The sequence below is a fragment of the Phytobacter sp. RSE-02 genome, from assembly GCF_040578655.1.
Taxonomy (GTDB): domain Bacteria; phylum Pseudomonadota; class Gammaproteobacteria; order Enterobacterales; family Enterobacteriaceae; genus Phytobacter; species Phytobacter diazotrophicus.
Map to the genome: position 1 here is coordinate 261332 of NZ_JBEULY010000002.1, position 23700 is coordinate 285031.

Genomic DNA, 23700 nt, shown 5'->3' on the forward strand with positions numbered 1-23700 from the left:
GTTATCAAATAATGTCGTTACGGCGCAAAACGGACTGCAGCCTGGGTTGCGCGCAAACCGCATCGGCAATCGCGCTGATTTTCGGCGTGTTTTCCTTAAACCAGTCATGCCGTGGCCCCCAGGTTCTGATTACACAGATATAGATATCCAACAACGTTAGCTGTTCGCCAAACGCGTACGGCGTGGCGTGTAACTGCTGTTCCAGCCAGATATAGAGTGATTTGCGATACGCGATACAGTGGTCGCGCAATTCTTGCGCCGCACCGGGAACGAAGCGTTCGGGATAGTCGGCATAGGTGAATGTCGGGTAAACATTTGCCACCAGCCAGACCAACAGCCGCCAGAACTGATTACGTTCAGGCGTGCCCGTCGGCGGCGCCAGATGCGGGTGTTCATCGAGGATCATTAACGCAATGGCAGCCGATTCCGTCATGATGCTGCCATCGTCAAGTTGCAGCGTAGGCACCTGGCAAAGCGGATTGAGTTTCAGCAATTTTTCCTGGTTATGCCCCGGCGAATCGAACCCTTCAACATTCTCAAACTGATAAGGGATATCCGCCAGCGTCAGCATCAGCTCACTGATGGCTGAACCCCAGCCGGATGCGCCATAAACGGTGATCATATGACCTCCTTTCTTGCGAGTGAACAGTAAGTCTACGTCAAACTGGCAAGAAAGGTGTCGACCTGCTGTGGGCTGGTAAGACGCACAAAGCGGATGTGTTGATATTGCGGGTTCGCCATATCGGCCGCGTAACGCACCCGGTTATGGCGCCAGGTTTTTAATGTCCAGATGAGGATTGACTCGCGGCTTAAGAATGCGCGGCGGAAACTTTCCGTATTGCCGGTGCCAGGCCACAGCTCTTTTCCCTGCCATGCCCGGCGAATCACCCGAAGCACCGCCTGGCGCAGGGTACGCCAGAAACCGTAATCCAGCCAGATAACCAGATCGACATCCCGCCATTTGATCGGCCGCGATCGGTTGTAATTGCCGTCCAGTACCCAGCCTGGCGTGGCATTCAGCGTCTCTTCTAACAATGCGTAGAAGTCCTCATCACTGCGCCCTTGCCACTCCGGCAGCCAGTAAAGCCTGTCCATTTCGATATACGGCACATTAAGCTGCGCGGCCAGCCGCCGCGAAAGCGTGCTTTTACCGCTACCGCTAGTGCCGATCACATTAATTTTCATAGCGTTATGCCGAATCTCTTTCTACAAAATGAAATCCAATATCCACAATGGTTTCTTGCTGAGGCAGCCCTTCGATGCGATCCGCCAGCAGCGTGGCGGCACGTTGACCGATAACCTGCCTGTCGACGCTGACCGTTGTGATGGAGGGATGGGTATCGGCGGCAAAATCCAGATCGCCAAAGCCAATCACCGCCAGATCCTGTGGTATCCGTAATCCGCTGGCCTGCGCTTCGACAATCGCCCCCTGAGCAAGGGTATCCGAACTGCAAACAATCACATCGAAGCTGCCCTTTTTCAGCAAATCGCGAAGCCCCTGCCGCCCCGAGGCGAAACGCGCCGGGAGTGAGACATCCACAAAAGCGGGCTCGCGAATATCATTACGCGCCAGCGCCTCGCACAGTCCGCTTTTACGCAGCGCCGCACGATTGTCCACCGTCCACAGCAAGCCGGGGCGTTTATAGCCTTTACGCAGCAAATAATCCGCCGTCGCCTCCCCCACTTTTTCATGGGAAAAGCCCACCAGCATATCCAACGGCGTGGGGGTGAGATCCCAGATTTCTACCACCGGTACGCTGGCATTGAGGATCACACGCTTTAATTCCGTTGAGTGGTGGATCCCTGTGAGAACAATACCGTCCGGACGACGTGATAAGAGCGTGGCCACCAGCTCTGCTTCCGTTTGCTGGGCGTAACCCGCCACACACAGCAGCATATGATAACCGCGTACCGCCAGCTCATCGCTTATCGACTGAATGGTATCGACAAACATGCTGTTATTGATTTGCGGGACCACAACGGCAATCAGTTTGCTGCGCCGGGACGCCAGCCCCCCCGCCAGCGCGTTGGGGATGTAGCCGGTGGCCTTGACCGCCGCGAGCACTTTTTCCACGGTTTTAGGACGCACCAGTTGCGGGGTGTTCAGTGCCCGGCTGACGGTCATTGATGACAACCCAGCCGCGCGGGCGACATCTTCTAATGTGGGGGCCCTGGGGGGCACAGGACGAGAGGTTTTCGACATGTAAACTCACAACGGCTTCTTTTTGTGACAGGGATTATAAGCGATTTGTTAGCTTAATTCGCTTCTCTCTCATTATTTTAATCAGCTTTAAAATCAGTAGATTAAAAACAGAATCACACCGTAATGTTAGCGATATCATTTAGAGTTGGACAATTTCACAAACTGTTTTGAAGTGTGAACTAGCACGAATAAAATCCCTCTTTGACGCCTATTATTGTGATCAATTGTACATATTGACGGCAAAATGCTGGCGGTCTATTCTCAACTCAATTAAAAATGTTAGCGCAAACATTATTACCGTTCACAGGAGTCAATCATGACCGTAAGTGCGAATTCCGCTGCTGTAACCTATGCCAAAGCGCAGGGTGTTAAAACTGCCGCCGAAACCGGCGACCGTATCGAGTGGGTAAAACTCTCCCTCGCGTTCCTGCCGCTGGCTACCCCCGTAAGTGATGCGAAAGTGCTGACCGGTCGTCAGAAACCGCTGACCGAAGTTGCCATTATCATCGCGGAAATTCGCAGCCGTGACGGTTTCGAAGGTGTCGGTTTCAGCTACTCGAAACGTGCAGGTGGCCAGGGTATCTATGCTCACGCCAAAGAAATTGCCGATAATCTGCTGGGCGAAGACCCGAACGATATCGACAAAATTTACAGCAAACTGCTGTGGGCTGGCGCATCCGTAGGCCGTAGCGGCATGGCCGTACAGGCCATTTCCCCTATCGACATCGCGCTTTGGGATATGAAAGCAAAACGTGCCGGTCTGCCGCTGGCAAAACTGCTTGGTGCGCACCGTGATTCCGTACAGTGCTACAACACCTCCGGCGGCTTCCTGCACACACCGTTGGATCAGGTTCTGAAAAACGTGGTGATCTCCCGTGAAAATGGCATCGGGGGTATCAAACTGAAAGTCGGTCAGCCAGACACCAAAGAGGATATCCGTCGTCTGACCGCCGTGCGTGAAGCGCTGGGCGATGATTTCCCGCTGATGGTTGACGCGAACCAGCAATGGGACCGCGAGACCGCCATTCGCATGGGGCGTAAAATGGAGCAGTTCAATCTGATCTGGATTGAAGAGCCGCTGGACGCCTACGACGTGGAAGGCCACGCCCAACTGGCCGCCGCACTGGATACGCCCATCGCGACCGGTGAAATGCTGACCAGTTTCCGCGAACACGAACAGCTTATTCTGGGCAACGCCAGCGACTTCGTTCAGCCGGATGCCCCACGCGTTGGCGGTATCTCTCCGTTCCTGAAAATCATGGATCTGGCCGCGAAGCATGGCCGTAAACTGGCCCCGCACTTTGCCATGGAAGTGCACCTGCACCTCTCTGCCGCCTACCCGCTTGAGCCGTGGCTGGAGCACTTCGAATGGCTGAACCCGCTGTTTAATGAGCAGCTTGAACTGCGCGATGGCCGCATGTACGTCTCCGACCGTCATGGACTGGGCTTCACGCTGAGTGAACAAGCGCGTGCCTGGACTCAGCTAAGCTGTGAATTTGGCAAACGTCCGTAACAGGTCATAAAGACGGGAGATATTCCCGTCTTTATTTATTGCAGCATGAAGACTGGCATAGTTATGCCCCGCTGTTTCGCCATATTATTGTACTCCCGACGGAGCAGCGCTTTTTATTTTTCGCGCACGCAATATAAATAACCCGCTGCAGTCACAGGTTGCGTCAACATCCTGGCATTATCCCTGCCCACCCCTTTTAAATATATTTATTACGCTTATCCACTTACCTTTAAAAAACAGCAGACGATTAACATCTTTTAATTTCCCCCATAAATAATGCAATTGCAGAATATATGTGATCGCGAGGGCACATTTATACATTTATTATGGATCCGCTCTGGGTATTTTTATATAAATGTTAGCGCAAACATACATAAAGAAAAGGAGCTATCCATGACCTTGAGTGCCTGTACTGGCGCCATCTTATGCCGAGAAACAACGTACCCACTCTGCCATAGCAACCGCGTGATGCCGCTGGCTGGCCTGCTTGTCCGTTCGGTCAACGCCACGGAGTAAATAGCCGACAGGGCCATTCCCGTTTAATACACACGTCGGGGGAAACCTCGTCGAGGAATCGATTATGAGTAATGTTATTAAGCGCACCAGCGTGCGCCACGGTATTCTTATTTTCTTATTTCTGGCTACGGTATTTAACTATGCTGACCGCGCGACCCTTTCAGTGGTTGCCCCAATCATGAGTAAAGAATTAGGCTTTGATCCAGAAGCACTCGGGCTGGCCTTTTCTGCATTCGGCATTTCGTATGTCATTATGCAAATTCCCGGCGGATGGCTGCTGGATAAATATGGCTCGCGCCTTGTTTATGGTTGCGCATTAATTGGCTGGTCAATCGTCACCATGTTTCAGGGAACGATTTATCTTTTTGCAAGTCCGTTAATTGTATTGGTTATTTTGCGCCTGCTAATGGGGGCGATTGAAGCACCGGCCTTTCCGGCGAACAGTCGCCTGAGCGTGCAGTGGTTCCCCAATAAAGAGCGCGGTTTCGTGACAGCGGTTTATCAGGCCGCACAGTACATCTCGCTCGGGATTGTGACGCCGCTGATGACGCTTATCCTGCATAACATGAGCTGGCACTATGTGTTCTATTACATCGGTGCTATCGGTGTGGTGCTGGGAATTGTCTGGCTGGCGAAAATTCGCGACCCGCTACAACACAAGAAAATCAACCAGCAGGAGCTGGATTATATCCGCGAAGGCGGCGGCGAACCGGAGCTGGGTAATGCGAAGAAATCGGAAAAGATTTCCCTTGCCCAGATCAAAAGCGTCTGTGTGAATCGCATGATGATCGGCGTGTATATCGGTCAGTTCTGCGTAACGTCTATCACCTGGTTCTTCCTGACCTGGTTTCCGACCTATTTATATCAGGCAAAAGGGATGTCGATTCTCAAGGTCGGGTTTATTGCCAGTATTCCGGCGATCGCCGGGTTTATTGGCGGCCTGATGGGCGGTGTGTTTTCTGACTGGTTATTAAAACGCGGTTATAGCCTGACCACTGCGCGCAAATTCCCGGTTATCTGCGGCATGTTGCTCTCCTGTGTGATTGTGGTGGCAAACTACACCCAGTCAGAAGTGGTGGTCATTGCCGCCATGAGCCTGGCCTTCTTCGCCAAAGGCTTCGGTAATTTAGGCTGGTGCGTACTGAGCGATACCTCGCCGAAAGAAGTGCTGGGCATTGCGGGTGGCGTCTTTAATATGTGCGGCAATCTGGCCAGTATTATTACGCCTCTGGTGATTGGGGTGATTCTCTCCAGTACCCAGTCGTTTGATTACGCCATTTTGTATGTGGGGTCGATGGGCTTAATTGGCCTGTTCTCTTATCTGTTTATTGTCGGTTCGCTGGAGCGTATTCAACTTACGCCTTCCGCCGCCTGAGAATGAACGTACGCTGCTTCGCATCCGGCGAAGCAGCGTTTTCGTCTCTCACAACACCTTCGATAAAAATTGTCGCGTTCTGGGATGCTGAGGATGGTTGAGCACCGTGTCGCTGTCGCCCTGCTCCACAATTTTGCCATCCACCATAAACACCACCTGATCCGCGACTTCGCGGGCAAAACCGATCTCGTGCGTAACCACCACCAGGGTTGTACCGGAACGGGCAAGCTTTTTGATGACATCCAGCACTTCGCCAACCAGTTCTGGATCCAGCGCAGAGGTGGGTTCATCGAACAGCATTACCCGTGGGCGCAGCGCCAGCGCGCGGGCAATGGCAATACGCTGCTGCTGCCCACCGGAAAGATGGCGTGACCAGGCATCCGCTTTATTGCGCAGCCCTACCACATCGAGTAACTGATACGCCTGCTCGACGGCCTCTTTGCGACTGAGTTGCTGATGGGCAATCGGCGCTTCAATCAGGTTTTCCAGTACCGTGAGGTGCGGGAACAGATTGAAGTTCTGAAACACATAGCCCACGTTTACCCGCTGGCGCAGGATCTCCCGCTCTTTCAGCTCATAGAGCTTATCCCCTTTGCGGCGATAACCAATATAGTCGCCATCAATCTGAATAAAGCCTTCATCGACACGCTCCAGATGATTAATGGTGCGCAAAAGCGTCGATTTGCCGGAGCCGGAAGGTCCGAGAATCACGGTCACGGTACCTGGCGGGATCTCAAGCGACACATCATCCAGCGCCTTATGGCGACCAAAATATTTGCTGACGCCGGTAATCGAAATATGACCATTAAGAGAGGCTGGCATGAATCGGCTCCTGTGGTTGCGCGACACGGGCAGGTGTCGTAGCCCGCACCCGGCGGGAATTGACGGCAGAGCGACGTTCGCTGCGCGCCAGCCAGCGTTCGACCAGATGTTGAATCACCGACAGCACGCTGGTGATCACCAGATACCACACGGCACCCACCATCAGTAGCGGGATCACCTCCTGGGTGCGGTTGTAGATCATCTGAATGGTGTAGAACAGCTCCGGCATCGCCAGCACATAGACCATCGCCGTTCCCTTAGCGAGGCTGATAATTTCATTAAAACCGGACGGCAAAATGGTCCGCAGCGCCTGTGGCAGAATAATACGCAGGGTGCGTCGCCAGGCAGGAAGCCCTAATGCGGCGGCGGCCTCATACTGCCCATGATCGACCCCTAAAAAACCACCACGAATGATTTCCGCCGTATAGGCGCTTTGCACCAGCGTCAGGCCAACCACCGCCGTGGAAAATTGCCCCAGCACATTCACCGTTTCGTAGTGCGCCCAGCTCAGTTGCGTGAACGGAATGCCAATCGTCAGCGTGTCGTAGAGATAAGAGAAGTTGTAGAGAATAATCAGTACCACAATCAGCGGCAGTAAACGAAACAGCCAGATGTAGCTCCACGCCAGGCTGCTCAACAGCCAGGAGCTGGACAACCGCGCCAGCGCCAGCACGCCGCCAAAGATAACGCTTAATGCCGTACCGAGTAGCGTTAATAACAGCGTCTGACCCAGACCTTCCAGGATCACGGGATCAAAGAACCAGCGGGCAAAAACGCGCCACTCCCAGCGTGGGTTAAAGGCGACGGACTGGACCACAATCGCCAGTACGATCAACGCGATAACAGCCCCGACGATCCGCATTGGGTAGCGTGCCGGGACGACTTTGATAGACTCTGTCGTTTTCATGTTTATCCCTCAGGCAGTTTTACTGAGCGTGTCGACCGCTAAGGCCTTGGTAAACCGCAGGCGGCCATCGAACGGTGGCTGGCTGTACTCTTCCGGGTCGCGCGTCAGATCGAACTGCGCTTCATACCCCTGGCGAAGATAGAGTTGCACCGCTTCCGGCTGACGAAAACCGGTGGTCAGAAAGATGCGGCTGTAGTCCGCCAGCACCGCGCGCCGTTCCAGTTCGGCCACCACTCTACTGGCCAGCCCCTGCTTGCGCAGGGTGTGTTGTGTCCAGATGCGTTTGATTTCCGCCGTGTGGGCATCTTTCGGTTTGTACGCGCCGGTGGCGATAATCGCCCCGTCACGCTCCAGCACAATGAATAGCCCCTGCGGCGGCAGATACCACTCCGTCAGTTCCACCTCGGCATCTTTAGAAAAATAATCGCCATAACGGGCGGCATATTCGCCAAACAGACCGGCTATCACGGGCTGTAATTCCGGTGCGTCGGGGGAGATATCACGGAAACGTTCGCTCATCTGCGCCTCCTTAGTCGCCCAATCCGGCGGGGTTGATTTCTGAGGTCGGGATCTTCTCAACGCCCTCACCCCAGCGATTGAGCACTTTTTCGTAGTCGCCATTTTTAATGACGCCATTAAGCGCAATCTGTACCGGCTCCACCAGGCCGCTGCCTTTTTTTAGCGTGACCGCGATATGCGCCGCTTTCGGCCAGCCGCCGTCCACGCTGCCTACCAGACGGGTTTTATTGGTCAGCGCGGCTTTCCAGGCGCCAATCACATTCGGGCCAAAGAAGGCATCCGCACGACCGGACTGAAGTGCCAGCGTCTGGGCGGCATCATCTTTGGTGTAGACCGGGGTAAACGGTTTAAGCCCTTTCTTTTCGTTTTCCGCATTCCACGCCAGCAGAATGGCCTCCTGATTGGTGCCGGAGCCGACGATAATACGCAGCCCGGCGATGTCCTCTGCCTTCTCAATGGCTTTGATCGGGCTACTGGATTTCACGTAAAAGCCGAGGGAATCTTTGCGGTAGGTGGCGAAATCAAACTTCTCTTTGCGCGCTTTGGTGACGGTGATATTGCTGATTGCCGCATCATATTTGCCGGAGGTCACCCCGAGCGGCCAGTCCTCCCAGGAGGTCGGCACCACGTTCAGTTCCAGACCGAGGCTGTCGGCAACCAGACGGGCGATATCCACCTCACTGCCGAGCAGGGTTTTGTTGTCATCAGAAAAGACTGTCAGCGGCGGCGAGTTCAGGGCGGCCACCGCCACCGTAAATTTTCCCGGTACCGCCAGATGATAATCTTTCGGCAAGCGGGCCACCGCGTCGGCATTGCGCGGCGTGTTAATGGGCGTTTTGTTAGCGTCAAGGCTAACGCCGGTGCCGTTAATCGTGACGTCATTGGCCCAGACCAGCGGCGCAAACGCCAGTGTCACTGCGAGGAGGAGCGATGATTTCTGCATAGCGTATTCTCTTTATTGTTTTGTGAATTGATTCGCAGGTTGTTGTAAGCCAAGACTTTCGCGCAGGGTCGTGCCGGGATAGGCCTTACGGAACAGACCGCGAGCCTGCAAAATCGGCACCACGGTATCGACAAAGCGCGGGAAGGTATCCGGCGTACCGCCCTGGATAATAAAACCGTCGGCTGCCCGCTCGTCGAACCACTGTTGCAGGCCGTCTGCCACCTGCTCCGGGGTGCCGGAAAAACGCGGGCGCGGTGAGGCCGCCTCCAGCGCCACCTGACGCAGCGTTAAGTGGCGTTCACGGGCATGACGTTTGATTTCATCGGTGGTACTGCGAAAACTGTTTTGCCCCAGAGTGCCAATGTCCGGGAAAGGTTCGTCCAGCGGGTACTGGCTAAAATCGTGGTGTTCGAAATAACGGCCAAGGTAATTGAGCGCATCCTGAATGGAGACCAGCGCTGCGGTGGTCTGATATTGCTGCTCAACGTCCTGCGCATTATCACCGACAATCACGCTGACACCCTGGAAGATATGTAATTCATCTTCGCGACGGCCGTTTTTAATCAGTTGCGCTTTGACATCGCGATAAAAATGTTTGGCCTCGTCGAGCGTCTCGTGGTGGGTGAAAATCGCATCAGCGTGTCGTGCCGCTAATTTCTTGCCATCATCAGATGCGCCCGCCTGAAATATAATGGGTCGTCCTTGTGGCGTGCGGCCAATATTCAGTGGCCCGGCGACCTGAAAAAAATCGCCACGATGATTAAGCGTATGCAGTTTTTGCGGGTCAAAGAATTGCCCTGTCGCTTTATCGCGAATAAAAGCATCCTCTTCCCAGGAGTCCCAAAGTCCTTTCACCACGTCCAGATATTCATCGGCGATGCGATAACGCAGCGCATGTTCCGGGTGCTGCTGGCGAGAAAAGTTTTTTGCCGAGCCCTCCAGCGGCGAGGTGACGACGTTCCAGCCCGCGCGCCCGTTGCTTAAATGGTCGAGGCTGGCAAACTGACGCGCCACGGTAAAAGGTTCGCTATAGGAGGTCGACAACGTGCCAACCAACCCTAAATGGCGGGTGACGCTCGCCAGTGCCGATAATACGGTGATGGGTTCAAAACGGTTTAGAAAATGGGGAATGGATTTTTCATTAATATATAAACCATCGGCGACAAATAAAAAATCGAGTTTTCCCTCTTCGGCTTTTAATGCCGTTTCCTGAACAAAAGCAAAATTAATACTGGCGTCGGCTTTGGCTGCCGGGTGTCGCCAGGCGGACATATTTCCGGATGCGCCATGCAATATGGTGCCCAGGCGCAGTTGACGAGCTTGTGACATAATCCATCCTCATTTTCAGGCAACAGGTTCCCCGGAGCTGTCGCCCCAGGTTGTTTTATTCCGTTATGGCTGGAGTAAGGCTTTTTCAGCCAGCAACGCGAAATAGCGTGCGGCTTCTTCAATTAATGCTTCATTTTCAGGCAACAGGTTCCCCGGAGCTGTCGCCCCAGGTTGTTTTATTCCGTTATGGCTGGAGTAAGGCTTTTTCAGCCAGCAACGCGAAATAGCGTGCGGCGTCTTCAATTAATGCTTCGTCAGGATTAAACGACGGATGGTGCAAGCCATATTCACTGGCGCTACCAATACTGACAAACGCACCGGGAATATGTTCGAGATAGACGGCAAAATCTTCCCCGCCCATATGCAACTGTGCAACCTGCGTGTCATAGCCGTGCCAGTCCGCAACGTCGCGGGTAAAGGCGGCCCAGCGTTCATCGTTAACCAGCGCCGATGGGCCTTCGAACCAGCGCACGGTGATCTCTGCATCAAAGGCGCGGGCCAGTCCGGCAGCGATATCATTGACGCGCACCTTCACTTTTTCACGCACCTCACTGCGGTGGGTACGCAGCGTGCCTTCCAGTTCGACCTGCTCCGGCAGCACATTCCAGGTATTGCCGCCCTGCATCCGGGTAACACTCAGTACCACCGAATCCAGGGTATCCACATTCCGGCTGGCGATGGTTTGTAGCGCGACCACAAGCTGGCTGGCGAGCAGGATGGCGTCATTACCTTCATGGGGACGCGCGGCGTGCGCCCCTTTTCCGCCGACCTGCACGACAAAGCGGTCAACGTTGGCATAAAACGGGCCGCCGCGCGTGGCGAACGTGCCCACGGGCAGGCCAGGCTCATTGTGCATGCCAAAAATAGCGCTGACACCGTTTAGCAACCCTGCCTGAATGAGCCGCTTTGCGCCGCCGAAATTCTCTTCCGCAGGCTGGAAGATCAGCCGCACGCGTCCCGGTAAAGCGGATTCTTTCTCTTTTAGCAACAGTGCCGCGCCGAGCATGACACTGGTATGGATGTCGTGACCACAGGCATGCATCACCCCTTTATTGCGCGAGGCATAAGGCACGTCGACCGCCTCTTCAATCGGTAAGGCATCAATGTCCGCACGCAGAGCAATCACCTTGTCGCCACTGCCCACCTCCGCGACCACGCCCGTAGGCAAGGTGGTGGGGACTAAGCGCAGCCCGGCATTTTCCAGCCAGTGGCTTACCCGGCGGCTGGTTTCAAACTCCTGTAACGACAGTTCCGGGTATTGATGCAACTCACGCCGCCAGTCAATCAATTGTTGAGCAAAACTCATTGCGCCACCTCCTGGATAACCGTGCTCTGCCGCCAGGATTCACTCAGCAGGCGCAATGAAGCAATTCGCGCATTGGGGTCAACCAGCGGGTTATCAAGAATGAACTCATCCACGCCAAATTCCGCTGCCAGCACATCCAGCCCGGCCAGCACAGTTTCTGCGGTGCCTTTAATCAGCGACGGTTCCCGGCGGAAAATTCGTACCGCCGGGCTTCCGGCCTGACGCGCGAAGGCCTGAGCCTGGGCTTCGCTGGCAACGCTGACCCGTTGACCGTTTTCCAGTTCAACACCCCAAATCTCCACCTGCTGCGCCAGCCGTTCGGCATCGTTTTGCGTATCGGCCACAATCACCTGCACCGCGACAATCAGGTCACGCTGACTCAGCGCTCGCCACTGCGTGACAACGTCACGAAGCAATATTCTGTCACCATTAAGATGGGCCGCAAAAACGAAATTCCAGTCGAGTTTCGCCGCCAGTCGCGCGCTCTCAAGGCTCGCGCCGAGCAGAAAACCCTGCGCACGTTCTGTGGGAAGCGGCGTGGCGGCCAGAGATTCCGCATCGGCAGTAGCCTGCTTCGCGTTAAGCCAGTTATCCAACTCACCGAGTTGGTCGGCAAAACTCCCCTTATCTTGCGGGTGCAATCCTCGCTGTAATGCGCGTGTGGACAGAGGCAGTCCGCCCGGCGCTTTACCGATACCGATATCGATACGGCCAGGAGCCAGAGAAGCCAGCACGTTGAAGTTTTCCGCGACTTTATAGGGGCTGTAGTGTTGCAACATGACGCCGCCGGAGCCGATGCGGATCCGCTGCGTTTGTCCGGCAATCCAGGCGATAAGCAGTTCAGGGGATGGGCTGGCGAGTTGGGACGTATTGTGATGTTCCGCAATCCAGAAGCGGTGAAAACCGCCTCTTTCAGCCTGTTGCGCCAGTTGTAACGTACGGTTCAGGGCATCCTGTGCGGTTTCATTTTCCGCAATCGGGCTTTTATCCAGCAAACTCAGACGATAAGACATGCAGCACGCTCTTATTGGGTAACATGTCTGCATTATTGGAATGGGCTTACGGCCTTGTGAAACAATTAATTTACATTAAATAAGCAAAAAATTTGCAAAGTAGCCCCCGCAGAGGAACGGTAGTCATTATTTGCGCTTATGAATAAGCCTGTATGCCTCTGTGCCGTGCAACCTCGCCGATATCGTCTTTCCTTTTGCATGCTTAGTCATTTCTGCCGTCTTTTTCGCCATATTGAATCAGTTAAACTGTCAAGTAACACTTACGTCACAAATTCAACTCATACCCATCGTTTTTTCGTCTGGTATGTTTTGCGTCGCCAAAAAAATGCAGGTAGGATGCTGCGCCATGTTGTGTCTTATTCATACGTAGAATGATTGAAAAGACAGAACGCTTTCCCAACAGAGCAAACGATTGTCTTGCTGCTCTGTGGGGTCGAGGAAGTTCCAAAAGATTCAGACAGGTCAACGGGTAACGCAATGAAAACAACCAACAACAACGCGGCGGAGCATCAGGCCGCGAAACGACGCTGGTTAAACTCTCACGAGGAGGGTTATAACAAAGCGATGGGCAACCGCCACGTACAGATGATCGCTATCGGCGGCGCAATCGGAACGGGGTTATTCTTAGGCGCCGGAGCGCGTCTGCAGATGGCGGGGCCATCACTGGCGATCGTGTATCTGGTTTGTGGTCTTTTCTCTTTCTTCATCTTACGTGCACTGGGTGAGCTGGTATTACACCGCCCTTCCAGCGGCAGTTTTGTCTCGTATGCCCGTGAATTTATGGGTGAAAAAGCGGCCTATGTCGCCGGTTGGATGTATTTCGTAAACTGGGCGATGACCGGTATCGTGGATATCACCGCCGTTGCGTTATATATGCATTATTGGGGTGCGTTTGGCGATGTACCGCAGTGGGTATTTGCCCTTGGTGCGCTCGCCATCGTCGGGACCATGAATATGATCGGCGTGAAGTGGTTCGCTGAAATGGAATTCTGGTTCGCGCTGGTCAAAGTACTGGCCATTGTCGCTTTCCTTGTTGTCGGGACTATCGTCCTGGGATCCGGTAAACCGCTGGACGGCAACGCGACGGGTTTCCATCTGATCACCGATAATGGCGGCTTCTTCCCCCACGGTCTGCTCCCTGCGCTGGTTCTGATCCAGGGTGTGGTCTTCGCCTTTGCCTCTATCGAGTTTGTCGGTACCGCAGCCGGTGAATGTAAAGACCCGGAAAAAACCGTACCGAAAGCGATCAATAGCGTTATCTGGCGTATCGGCCTGTTCTACGTTGGTTCCGTGGTGCTGCTGGTTCTGCTGCTGCCGTGGATGGCGTATCAGCCGGGGCAGAGTCCATTTGTGACTTTCTTCTCCAAACTGGGCGTGCCGTACATGGGCGACGTGATGAATATCGTGGTCCTGACCGCTGCGCTGTCGAGCCTGAACTCCGGCTTGTACTGCACGGGGCGTATCCTGCGTTCCATGTCGATGGGGGGTTCCGCGCCTAAGTTCATGTCCAAAATGAACAAACAGCACGTACCGTACGCGGGGATCCTCGCGACCCTGGCGGTCTACGTTGTGGGCGTGTTTCTGAACTATCTGGTTCCGGCACAGGTGTTTGAAATCGTTCTTAACCAGGCATCTGTGGGCATTATCGCGTCGTGGGGCTTTATCGTGCTCTGCCAGATGCGTCTGAGCAAAGCCATCAAACAAGGCAAAGCAGCGGAAGTCAGCTTTAAAATGCCTGGGGCACCGTTCACCTCCTGGTTAACGCTGATGTTCCTCTTCTCTGTGCTGGTTCTGATGGCGTTTGACTACCCGAACGGCACCCTGACCATCGGTTGTCTCCCACTGCTGATTGTGCTGCTGGTGATTGGCTGGTTCGGTGTACGTAAACGCGTAGCGGAAATTCACAGCACCGCGCCGGTCGTGGCTGACGCTACCGCTGCTCCCACTGAGCTTGTAGAAGAAACCGCGAAATAATCTGACGTGTAAAAATAAAAGCCAGCCAGGTATTCCACCGGCTGGCTTTTTTTATGCGCGCTTAGAGCGCAATACGGATGATGTCGTCAGGCTCAGTAGCCTCTTTCTCTTTGCTGGACGCCTGTTTCACGCTGACATAGAGCGTCTGACCATCGGCGGAGAGCGCCAGGCTGTTCGGATGCGTTGGCGTATCGAAGGTTTTCACCACCTTATAGGTTTTGCCATCAATCACACTGACTTTGCCCGCCTGACGATGTGTGACATACACTTCGTTACGCGTCGGGTTAAACAGCACCGCCAGGGATTCCGGCGCGGCGATCTTTTGCAGTACAGCCCCATTACGCAGATCAACGACCAGAACCTCAGGCGTTTTGGAGTCGGTAATAAAGGCGCGATGGCCTGCGGTGTCCAGGCTCAGATTCAGATAGAAGTGTTCTTTACCGTCATCCTGCAATTTCTTACGCGTCACAATTTTGTGGCTGGCGGTGTCGATAGTCAGCAATTCTCCGTCACCGTTGGTGGTATACAGGCGTTTTGCCGCCGCATCGATGGCCAGACCCGTACTGAATTTGCCGGTCCCCGTAATGGTGTATTTGAGCGTCATGGTTTCGCCATTTACGGCCCAAATCACACTCTCATTGCCGATACCGCTGATGTAAACGGTATTAGTCGTTTCATCCACCACCAGTTCACGCGGCTGCAGCGGACGCACAGTTTCACTGCGCTTACGGTCATCAAGTACCAGGCGCCCTTTCACATCGCCCGTTTTCGCGTCAATGGCAGTGACGGCGCCGTTAGTGGTATTACCCACCCACAGGGTTTGCGTCCGGGAGTTAATGGCGGCACCGAACGGCTTGAGATCGTTATGGACAGCCAGCGTCACGTCCAGTGAAAGTGGGTCCAGACGGTAGACCACGCCGCCTTTATCGGTTTTACGGCTCTGTGAGGTAGCAACCCACAGCGCGTTGTCCTGTTGGCTCCAGGCCATTTCGTAGGCACCTTTACCGACCGGTTTACGCAGCATCTCTTCGCTGGCCTGGGCGTGAAATGTCCCGGCCAGCAGCAGTGAACCTAACAACAGTGAACGACGCAGACGTGGCGCAGATAAATGACGTAAAGACATGACGACTCCCTTTGATAAACAAATATAGTTTTGCTTCACATGCTTCCATGACGCCAGGGTCATAGCCCTGCCTTATTAATTGAGAATAGTAATCATTATTACGTGCAATGTGGAGCATTAAATCTGTTTTTACTGTCATCGGCGGTAACGTCTACACTTTTTGTTAACGTAATGTGCCCTTAAAGTTTTCATGAATTGTTAAAGATATTAACATTACGCCATGTTCCCATTTGGTTCGTTTCTTATTCTGGTCAATTTATGAATATTTTTGCCCTTTCAAGAACAGCGTTTCCAGCGCTGTTACTTCCGGTCATCTACGCGCCTGCCGTGCTGGCGGCCGACAATGAACAAACGATGATCGTCAGCGCGACACCCCGCACAGTTTCAGAACTCGACACTCCGGCGGCTATCAGTGTCGTGAACGGCGACGATATTCGTCATGCCACGCCTCAAATCAACCTCTCGGAATCGGTGGGCGGCGTGCCTGGCTTACAAGTGCAAAATCGCCAGAACTATGCGCAGGATTTACAGCTCTCCATTCGCGGCTTTGGTTCCCGCTCGACCTACGGCGTGCGCGGTATCCGCATGTATGTCGACGGTATTCCTGCCACCATGCCGGACGGACAGGGGCAAACCTCGAATATCGATCTCACCAGTGTCGAGAGTATCAACGTCCTGCGCGGTCCCTTCTCTGCTCTGTACGGCAATGCATCTGGCGGTGTGGTGAATGTGACCACCCAGACGGGCCGTCAGCCAACGGAACTTGAAGCCAGCAGTTATTACGGCAGTTACGGAAGCTGGCGCTATGGCACTAAAGCCAGCGGTGCGGTGGGCGATGGCACACAGCCGGGCGATGTGGATTACACGGTCTCCTCGACCCGTTTTGTCACCCATGGCTATCGCGATCGCAGCGGTGCGCGTAAAAATCTCGCCAACGCCAAACTGGGTGTGCGTATCGACGAGGCCAGTAAGCTGACGCTGATTTTCAACAGTGTCGACATCAAGGCGAACGATCCGGGCGGTCTCACGAAAGAGGAGTGGCACGATAACCCGCGCCAGTCACCGCGTGCTGTACAGTTCGACACGCGCAAAACGGTCAAACAGACTCAGGCCGGGCTGCGTTATGAGCGCCAGCTCAGCGCGCAGGATGATGTGAGTGTCATGATGTACGCCGGGGAGCGGGAAACCACCCAGTACCAGTCATATTTCCGCACCCTCCAGTTGAACCCACATCACGCCGGGGGCGTGATCGACCTGACCCGCCATTACCAGGGGATCGACACCCGCTGGACCCATCGCGGCGAACTGTTGGTACCGGTGACTATTACCAGCGGGTTGAATTACGAAACCATGAGCGAGCAGCGCAAAGGCTATGAAAACTTTGTGATGGTCAATGGCGCGCCGGATTATGGCCGCAAGGGGAACTTGCGTCGTAACGAACGTAACCTGATGTGGAACGTCGACCCTTATGTGCAAACCCGTTGGCAGTTGACCGATAAGCTGTCGCTGGATGCGGGTCTGCGTTATAGCTCGGTCTGGTTTGATTCAAACGATCACTATATTACGGCGAGCAACGGCGATGACAGCGGTGATGCCAGCTATCACAAATGGCTGCCTGCCGGGTCGCTGAAATATGCGCTGACCGATAGCTGGAATCTCTATGCGGCAGCGGGGCGTGGTTTTGAAACGCCTACCATTAACGAGCTCTCTTACCGTTCTGGCGGGCAAAGTGGACTCAATTTTGCCCTTAAGCCGTCGACAAACGATACCGTCGAAATCGGCAGCAAAACTCGCGTGGGTTATGGCTTACTCAGTGCAGCACTCTTTCGTACCGATACCGATAACGAAATTGTCACCGATACCAATAGCGGCGGACGCGCCACTTATAAAAACGCCGGCAAAACGCGCCGTCAGGGTGCGGAACTGGCGCTCGATCAGCAGTTCGCCGGAAACTGGCGGGCAAAACTGGCGTGGACGTATCTGGATGCGACCTACCGCAGCGACGTCTGCGGCGACAGTAATTGCAACGGCAACCGGATCCCCGGTATCGCGCGCAATATGGGCTTTGCATCACTGGGCTATGTCCCCGAACAAGGCTGGTATGCGGGTGCGGATGTGCACTATATGAGTGATATCGCCGCCAATGACGAAAACACGGCAACCGCACCGTCCTGGACGGTGGTCGGCCTGAATACCGGCTATAAATTTAACTACGGTAACTGGATGATGGATGTGTTCGGGCGCGTGGATAATCTGTTTGATCGTGAATATGTGGGATCGGTGATTGTTAACGAATCCAATAACCGTTACTACGAACCGGCGCCGGGGCGCAATTATGGCGTAGGTTTGTCAGTTGCTTATCGCTTTGAGTGATGGCGGTTGAATAACCAGAGGCCCTCTTTTTGCAAAGCGGGCCTCTGTCGTATCAGAAGGTCGTCCAGCCGTCGTCGCTGGTCACCTCAGCCGGTTTACGCGGCGTTGAGACTGGCGGCTGGGGCCTGGCAGGCGTCGATGATTTTACCGGCGTCGCGCCCGACTCAAGACGGAATGTCGCAACCAGTTGTTCCAGGCGTAACGCCTGCTCTTCAAGAGAACCTGCTGCGCTTGACGACTCGCTCACCAGGGCGGCGTTTTGCTGCGTGGTACTGTCCAGTTCACCCACCGCGCGGGCAATTTGTTCAATCCCGCGGCTTTGCTCCTCAGAGGCAGAAGAAATTTCACCCATGATGTCATTAACACGGGTGACCGACTGCACCACTTGCCCCATCGTTTCCCCGGCCTTAGCCACCAGTTCACTGCCGGTATTGATGCGTGACACCGACTCGGTAATCAGTTGCTCGATATCTTTCGCCGCCTGGGAACTGCGCTGAGACAGGCTACGCACTTCACTGGCGACCACCGCAAAGCCGCGCCCCTGCTCTCCCGCACGGGCTGCTTCTACCGCCGCGTTAAGTGCAAGAATGTTGGTCTGGAAGGCAATACTGTTGATGACCGCGGTAATGTCGGCAATTTTGTTTGAGCTATTGTGGATATCACTCATCGTTTTCACCACATCGCGCATCACGTTGCCACCTTCGCTGGCCGTGTCCGAAGCCTGCGCCGCAAGCCTGCTGGCATTACGCGCGTTATCCGCGTTGTTTTTCACCGTCGCGGTTAACTCTTCCATACTGGCCGCCGTTTGCACGACGGCGGCGGCCTGTTGCTCTGTACGAGAAGAGAGATCGGTATTGCCTTCGGCAATCTCCGTTGCCGCATGGGAAACCTGCGCCACGCTATTACGAACGTCAAAAATCATCTCGCGAAGACGGCTATTCATACGCCCCATTGCAGCGGTGAGTTTGCCCAGTTCATCGTCGCTTTGTGCGGTGATCTGCGAACTGAGATCGCCACTGGCGATACGCTCGGCCAGCGCCAGGTTATGGACAACAGGACGGGTGATCTGACGAATAATCCACCACGAGACAATTACGCCAATCAGAATGGCAATAATGCCGATAATGGCTGCTGTGGTACTGGAGTTATCCGCCAGCGCATCGTTATAGGTTTTCACCCGCGCAATCAGTTTCTTGATGTCAGCGCTGCTGTCATCGCCAGCGACTTTAACTTTATCCTCAGCCGTTTTGATCGCCTGAACCGCAGTAAAATAGTTGATGCTCAGGTCGCGATAACGAGCGGTTTCATCCCACAATGCCTGCATCGGAGAAACCAGCTCAGCCGGAAGCTCGCCTGAAAGCGTTTGTACTCCAGCCTGCGCTTTGTTGAAGCGATCATCGAGAATATTGCGCGTCTCTTTCGTCGGGCTAAAACGCACCATTAACGCGGCATCGCGCACCCCACCGATGGCAATCAGCTGATCAAAAATCCGGGCGCTTAACGCGTTATCAGCCACAGGTGCGGAGATGAGTGTACTAAAGCGCGCACGCTTATCGTCTGCTCCGAGCTGGTCCAGGGTCTCACGAACGGATTTCATGGCGTTCGTCGCCTGCTGCATTTCCGCAGATCCTGCTTCAAAGTTCGCCAGATGACCTGACAGCGTATGTAATAGCGCGCTCTCGTCATCATTCCATGACATTTCACTCGCGCTAGCGGTGAGCTGCGACGCATGTTTTACGTAGTCGGACATGATCGGACCGGCTTTCTCATCACCATAAAGATACTTCAGGCGGTTAATCTTGGCCTGGAAGACCTCAATGTTAACGCTATAAATCAGGTTGGTTTTTGCGTAGACGTCGCGGATCTCTTTAAACCGCAATACGCTCAGAACGGTAGCAATGGCAACCAGAAAAAGCACAATCCCAAACCCGACTGACAGCTTTTTACTGATAGTTATATTTTTCAACCCCTGGCTAAAAGACATCCCAAACTCCTTGCGTCACATCAATGTTAGCGCTCAACTTAGCACTCATCGATTATCGGCAGGCGGGCCAGGGAGTTAAGAGGGATAATCGCTGAAGACAAAAAACGTGATGATGATGCTCCCCTTTGCCAAATTTTTGGTGAGGAGCATTTAAAAAATCATCAAATTGCACTGAATGATTTCAAGACTAAACTATCACTCAGCTATTGAACTGCTTTAACAGTATGCCTGCCCCATCATCAATGGTTTGGTATATTGCTTTTTCGCAACCGTTTTCGTCGCCTTTCTCGAATGCGGATAATAAATCGCCATAATCATATCCACGCGATAACTCAGGTGATGAAGGATAAAGATAATTAAAGCATGGGCCAATCCGAACCCATAATTGTTCAATAATTGCGGCAAGCGTGGGCATTTCCGCATAATGATATACGGCAAACCGAAATACGCGATTCGACTGCAAAGTCAATTCAGTATTTCCTGTTTTTGCCGCCTCACTAAAAGCCTCGGCAAGAATACGCAATTCATGAACTTTACCTGCCGTCATATTTTTGCAGGCAGCGCGTACAGCCATGCCTTCAAGTTTTTTGCGGATATCACTAATTTCTATGAATCGTGCCTTACCCACGTCCGGAACAAGGAATGCTTGCGCAGGTGTGGCATGAAGTGCCCCTGCGGAAACAAGACGCAACAATGCTTCCCTGACAGGCGTAATACTGGTTCCTAATTGATCTGCAATTTCTTTCGTGATGAGCCGGGCGCCAGGTTTAAGCGCACCAATAATAAGCGCACTCTTTAGACTGGCTTCTACCTGCATAGTAAGGCTCGTCCGCTGCGCTTTTTCCAAATCAAGCATGTGATTGTGTCCCGTCCAAATTCTTATTTATTTTCAGCCTGGTAGCGTGTCGGTAAACATAATTTGTGAAGATATATTATGTATAAGCATGCCTGGTATTGGATTGACGCGTAAAGTTAGAACAAAATGTTATTTTTTATGCACAACTACCAGGAACCGTTACCGATAAGGTCGTCGATTCCTTATGCTTGTATAATTAAAGACGTTTTTAAAAATTTTGCACGTATTATGATGACGGTTTTCACCGTCACCACCATTTTTAGTTATCCTCGCCGACGCGAATCACAACTTTACCGAAGTTTTTCCCGGCAAGTAAGCCAATAAAGGTCTCTGGCGCGCTTTCAAGTTCGTCAGTGATTTGTTCGCGATAATGGATTTTCCCCTCTTTAACCCACTGCGACATGTCACGCTGAAATTCGTTTATGCGGTGACCATAATCCTGGCTAATAATAAACCCCTGCAAGCGAATTCTTTTTTTCAGGAGCGTCGCCATTAATAACGGGACACGATCCGGACCCTCCGGCAAAGAGGTCGCATTATAACCACTAATCAGCCCGCACAACGGAATTCGTGCTGCGGTATTCAATAATGGCAATACCGCATCAAATACCTTGCCGCCGACATTTTCGAAATAAATATCGATGCCTTGTGGACAGGCTTTCGCCAGTTGTTCGGCAAAATCGCTGGCATGGTGATCGAGACAGGCATCAAAACCAAGTGTATCCACCGCATGGCGACATTTTTCACTGCCGCCAGCAACGCCCACAACCCGGCACCCTTTGATTTTACCTATCTGGCCGACCGTCGCCCCTACCGGCCCTGTAGCCGCAGCGACGACCAGCGTCTCTCCCGCTTTCGGCTGCCCGATATCCAGTAACCCCATATAGGCAGTGAAACCCGGCATCCCGAGCACGCCAAGCGACCACGATGGATGTTCAGGATTTTCGCCGAGTTTGACGAGCCCTTCACCGCCGGAAATCTCGTAATCCTGCCAGCCGCTGTAGCCCAACACCCAGTCGCCTTCGTGGAAATCGTTATGCTGTGACTGTACGACGCGACTGATGGTAGCGCCGCACATGACGCCATCAACCGGCACCGGCGGACTGTAAGATGGCGCATCGCTCATCCTGCCGCGCATATAGGGGTCAAGTGAAAGGTAGACGGTTCGCAGCAGCACCTGGCCTTCGCCTGGGGTGGCAATGGTATCTTCTTCAAGCCGAAAATTGTCGACTGTCGGTGCGCCCTTTGGCCTTGAGGCCAGAACCCAACGGCGGTTGCGGTCATGCTGTTGTTTCATGTTGCTCTCCTGTTCCCATGAAAAGTTCTATTGATACTAGTCGTGGAAAACAGGAGATGCACATTCATTGTTAACTGCCTGGATTAAGGCGCACTACCAGGTAGCGACAGGATGTGTCAGTTTCATTAATGAAGCGACAGTCGTTAGGCGGGCCGAGCTCCAGGCAATCCCCCGCTTTCATTTCATGGCGCGTATCACCCTCCATAAAGACCAGCTCCCCCTCCTGCAGCCAGATCAATTGCCTGGCAAGTGCGTAAGAAGAGGCTGGCATCGGGATATTGCTGCCAGGGGGTAAATCGATTTGTACCAGGTCGATGGGCAGATCGCTGCGCGGCGAGATATGACGGCGCAAATAATGCGTCTGCGGGTCGCGCCAGACGGGCTGGTCGCCAAAGCGCAACAGCTTGCCTTCTTGCATCTCAGCGCGCGCAATCAGGGTAGACATGCTAATGCCAAACGCCCCGGATAAGCGGGCAAGCAGTGTCGCCGTAGGGCTACTTTCCCCGCGTTCAATCTTATGGATCATGGCGCGCGAGACGCCAGCGCGCTCGGCCAGTTCGCTAAGCGACCAGCCTCGGGATTCCCGTTCAACGCGAATTCGCGCACTGATCCGTTGATTTATGTTGTCTGTAATAGTATTCATATCGTAATACTATAGTGAACAATCACTGAGGTTCAACCATGAATATTCGTTACGCCAGTAAAGACGATTGCGCGGCAATTGCAGAGATCTACAATCACGCCGTCGTGCACACTGCGGCCATCTGGAATGACAAAACTGTTGACGTGGATAACCGGATTGCCTGGTTCGAAGCACGTGCGCTACTGGGTTATCCCGTACTGATAAGCGAAGAAGGTGACGTTGTCACTGGCTATGCGTCGTTTGGCGACTGGCGCGCGTTCGACGGTTTCCGTCACACGGTCGAGCATTCTGTCTACGTCCATCCGGATCACCAGGGTAAGAAAATCGGTCAGGCGTTGATGGCGCGACTGATTGACGAGGCTAAACGCGTTGGCAAACATGTGATGGTTGCAGGCATCGAGTCGCAGAACCATGCCTCTATCCATTTGCATGGGAAACTGGGTTTCACCGTTACCGCACAGATGCCGCAGGTGGGCACCAAATTTGGCCGCTGGCTGGATCTGACGTTTATGCAGTTGCAACTGGATCAGCGCCAGGACCCGGACGCTATCTGATGAATCAGACCCTTACCCTCTGCTTTCTGGTTGCCGCTGGCATTGGCCTGGTGGTGCAAAACACCCTGATGGTGCGCATCACCCAGTCGTCGTCCACTATATTGATCGCCATGTTGCTGAACTCGCTGGTGGGGATCGTTCTGTTTATCAGTATCTTGTTGGTAAAACACGGCCTGTCCGGCTTTAGCGAACTGGCGGCAACCGTCCGCTGGTGGACGTTGATCCCCGGCCTGCTCGGTTCGTTTTTTGTCTTCGCCAGTATCAGTGGCTATCAGTACGTGGGGGCCGCCACTACCATTGCCGTGTTGGTAGCCAGTCAGTTGATTGGAGGGCTGGTGATGGATGTGGTCAGAAGCCAGGGGGTGGCACTCAAAGCCCTGATTGGCCCGGTATGCGGTGCGGTTCTGCTGGTGATTGGCGCCTGGCTGGTTGCCAGACGCCAGTTCTGAT

At 53.7% G+C, this 23700-nt stretch carries 20 protein-coding genes and 1 pseudogene; 7 read left to right on the forward strand and 14 right to left on the reverse strand.

Going from position 1 to position 23700, the window contains the following annotated elements; translation table 11 throughout:
* Positions 1–4: 4 nt before the first annotated feature.
* Genes ABU190_RS04885 through ABU190_RS04895 form a run of 3 tightly spaced genes read right to left on the reverse strand, consistent with a single transcriptional unit; the run spans position 5 to position 2203 of the window.
* Entirely contained in the window at positions 5–622 is a 618-nt protein-coding gene (locus ABU190_RS04885) for a glutathione S-transferase family protein (protein ID WP_354690579.1), read from the reverse strand.
* A 32-nt stretch (positions 623–654) separates the two neighbouring features.
* The gene (locus tag ABU190_RS04890) at positions 655–1185 is read right to left on the reverse strand and encodes an AAA family ATPase (protein WP_039079071.1); all 531 of its coding nucleotides are present in this window, start codon (positions 1183–1185) and stop codon (positions 655–657) included.
* 4 nt (positions 1186–1189) lie between these two features.
* Positions 1190–2203: a LacI family DNA-binding transcriptional regulator gene (locus tag ABU190_RS04895; protein WP_354690580.1), complete on the reverse strand. Its 1014-nt coding sequence runs from the start codon at positions 2201–2203 to the stop codon at positions 1190–1192.
* 316 nt (positions 2204–2519) lie between these two features.
* Between ABU190_RS04895 and ABU190_RS04900 the strand changes: the two genes are divergently transcribed.
* The 3 genes from ABU190_RS04900 to ABU190_RS04910 all read left to right on the forward strand — a co-directional run bounded on the left by ABU190_RS04900 (position 2520) and on the right by ABU190_RS04910 (position 5607).
* Complete coding sequence (locus ABU190_RS04900) at positions 2520–3716, forward strand: L-talarate/galactarate dehydratase (RefSeq protein ID WP_039079073.1); 1197 nt, start codon at positions 2520–2522, stop codon at positions 3714–3716.
* A 393-nt stretch (positions 3717–4109) separates the two neighbouring features.
* Positions 4110–4232 (forward strand): hypothetical protein, encoded by a 123-nt coding sequence (locus tag ABU190_RS04905; protein WP_354690581.1) that lies wholly within the window; start codon positions 4110–4112, stop codon positions 4230–4232.
* A 64-nt stretch (positions 4233–4296) separates the two neighbouring features.
* Positions 4297–5607 carry an MFS transporter gene (locus ABU190_RS04910; RefSeq protein WP_071194157.1) on the forward strand — a complete coding sequence of 437 codons (1311 nt, stop codon included), beginning with the start codon at positions 4297–4299 and terminating at the stop codon, positions 5605–5607.
* 48 nt (positions 5608–5655) lie between these two features.
* On the opposite strand, the gene ABU190_RS04915 is transcribed toward ABU190_RS04910, so the two are convergent.
* From ABU190_RS04915 to ABU190_RS04940, 6 genes and pseudogenes are all read right to left on the reverse strand, one after another.
* On the reverse strand, positions 5656–6429 hold the full coding sequence (locus ABU190_RS04915) for an amino acid ABC transporter ATP-binding protein (RefSeq protein ID WP_354690582.1): 774 nt from the start codon (positions 6427–6429) through the stop codon (positions 5656–5658).
* Complete coding sequence (locus ABU190_RS04920) at positions 6413–7336, reverse strand: amino acid ABC transporter permease (RefSeq protein WP_354690583.1); 924 nt, start codon at positions 7334–7336, stop codon at positions 6413–6415. Before ABU190_RS04920 ends, ABU190_RS04915 begins: the two co-directional genes overlap by 17 nt.
* 9 nt (positions 7337–7345) lie before the next feature.
* On the reverse strand, positions 7346–7855 hold the full coding sequence (locus tag ABU190_RS04925; RefSeq protein ID WP_354690584.1) for a GNAT family N-acetyltransferase: 510 nt from the start codon (positions 7853–7855) through the stop codon (positions 7346–7348).
* 10 nt (positions 7856–7865) lie between these two features.
* Positions 7866–10127 (reverse strand): annotated as a pseudogene (locus ABU190_RS04930) (NtaA/DmoA family FMN-dependent monooxygenase).
* 184 nt (positions 10128–10311) lie between these two features.
* The gene (locus ABU190_RS04935) at positions 10312–11433 is read right to left on the reverse strand and encodes an amidohydrolase (RefSeq protein ID WP_039079080.1); all 1122 of its coding nucleotides are present in this window, start codon (positions 11431–11433) and stop codon (positions 10312–10314) included.
* Positions 11430–12446, reverse strand: a complete 1017-nt coding sequence (locus tag ABU190_RS04940) for an LLM class flavin-dependent oxidoreductase (protein WP_354690585.1) — start codon at positions 12444–12446, stop codon at positions 11430–11432. The genes ABU190_RS04935 and ABU190_RS04940 overlap by 4 nt, the downstream gene beginning before the upstream one ends.
* Positions 12447–12923: 477 nt before the next feature.
* Between ABU190_RS04940 and ansP the strand changes: the two genes are divergently transcribed.
* Positions 12924–14420, forward strand: coding sequence for an L-asparagine permease (ansP, locus tag ABU190_RS04945; protein ID WP_354690586.1), 1497 nt, complete (start codon positions 12924–12926; stop codon positions 14418–14420).
* A 61-nt stretch (positions 14421–14481) separates the two neighbouring features.
* On the opposite strand, the gene ABU190_RS04950 is transcribed toward ansP, so the two are convergent.
* Entirely contained in the window at positions 14482–15543 is a 1062-nt protein-coding gene (locus ABU190_RS04950; RefSeq protein WP_354690587.1) for a YncE family protein, read from the reverse strand.
* Between the two features lie 258 nt (positions 15544–15801).
* Here ABU190_RS04950 and pqqU point away from each other — a divergent pair, with 258 nt between their 5' ends.
* The gene (gene pqqU / locus ABU190_RS04955; RefSeq protein WP_354690588.1) at positions 15802–17916 is read left to right on the forward strand and encodes a TonB-dependent receptor PqqU; all 2115 of its coding nucleotides are present in this window, start codon (positions 15802–15804) and stop codon (positions 17914–17916) included.
* Between the two features lie 52 nt (positions 17917–17968).
* On the opposite strand, the gene ABU190_RS04960 is transcribed toward pqqU, so the two are convergent.
* The 4 genes from ABU190_RS04960 to ABU190_RS04975 all read right to left on the reverse strand — a co-directional run bounded on the left by ABU190_RS04960 (position 17969) and on the right by ABU190_RS04975 (position 22696).
* Complete coding sequence (locus ABU190_RS04960; RefSeq protein WP_354690589.1) at positions 17969–19900, reverse strand: methyl-accepting chemotaxis protein; 1932 nt, start codon at positions 19898–19900, stop codon at positions 17969–17971.
* 199 nt (positions 19901–20099) lie between these two features.
* Positions 20100–20756: a GntR family transcriptional regulator gene (locus tag ABU190_RS04965; protein ID WP_354690590.1), complete on the reverse strand. Its 657-nt coding sequence runs from the start codon at positions 20754–20756 to the stop codon at positions 20100–20102.
* A gap of 259 nt (positions 20757–21015) precedes the next feature.
* Complete coding sequence (locus tag ABU190_RS04970) at positions 21016–22053, reverse strand: NADP-dependent oxidoreductase (RefSeq protein WP_354690591.1); 1038 nt, start codon at positions 22051–22053, stop codon at positions 21016–21018.
* 70 nt (positions 22054–22123) lie between these two features.
* A complete protein-coding gene (locus tag ABU190_RS04975; protein ID WP_354690592.1) occupies positions 22124–22696 on the reverse strand; it encodes a helix-turn-helix transcriptional regulator in 573 nt (190 codons plus the stop codon).
* 38 nt (positions 22697–22734) lie between these two features.
* Here ABU190_RS04975 and mddA point away from each other — a divergent pair, with 38 nt between their 5' ends.
* Both mddA and ABU190_RS04985 read left to right on the forward strand, forming a co-directional pair.
* Positions 22735–23250 carry an L-methionine sulfoximine/L-methionine sulfone acetyltransferase gene (mddA, locus tag ABU190_RS04980; RefSeq protein ID WP_354690593.1) on the forward strand — a complete coding sequence of 172 codons (516 nt, stop codon included), beginning with the start codon at positions 22735–22737 and terminating at the stop codon, positions 23248–23250.
* Entirely contained in the window at positions 23250–23699 is a 450-nt protein-coding gene (locus tag ABU190_RS04985) for a DMT family transporter (RefSeq protein WP_354690594.1), read from the forward strand. Before mddA ends, ABU190_RS04985 begins: the two co-directional genes overlap by 1 nt.
* Position 23700: the final 1 nt, after the last annotated feature.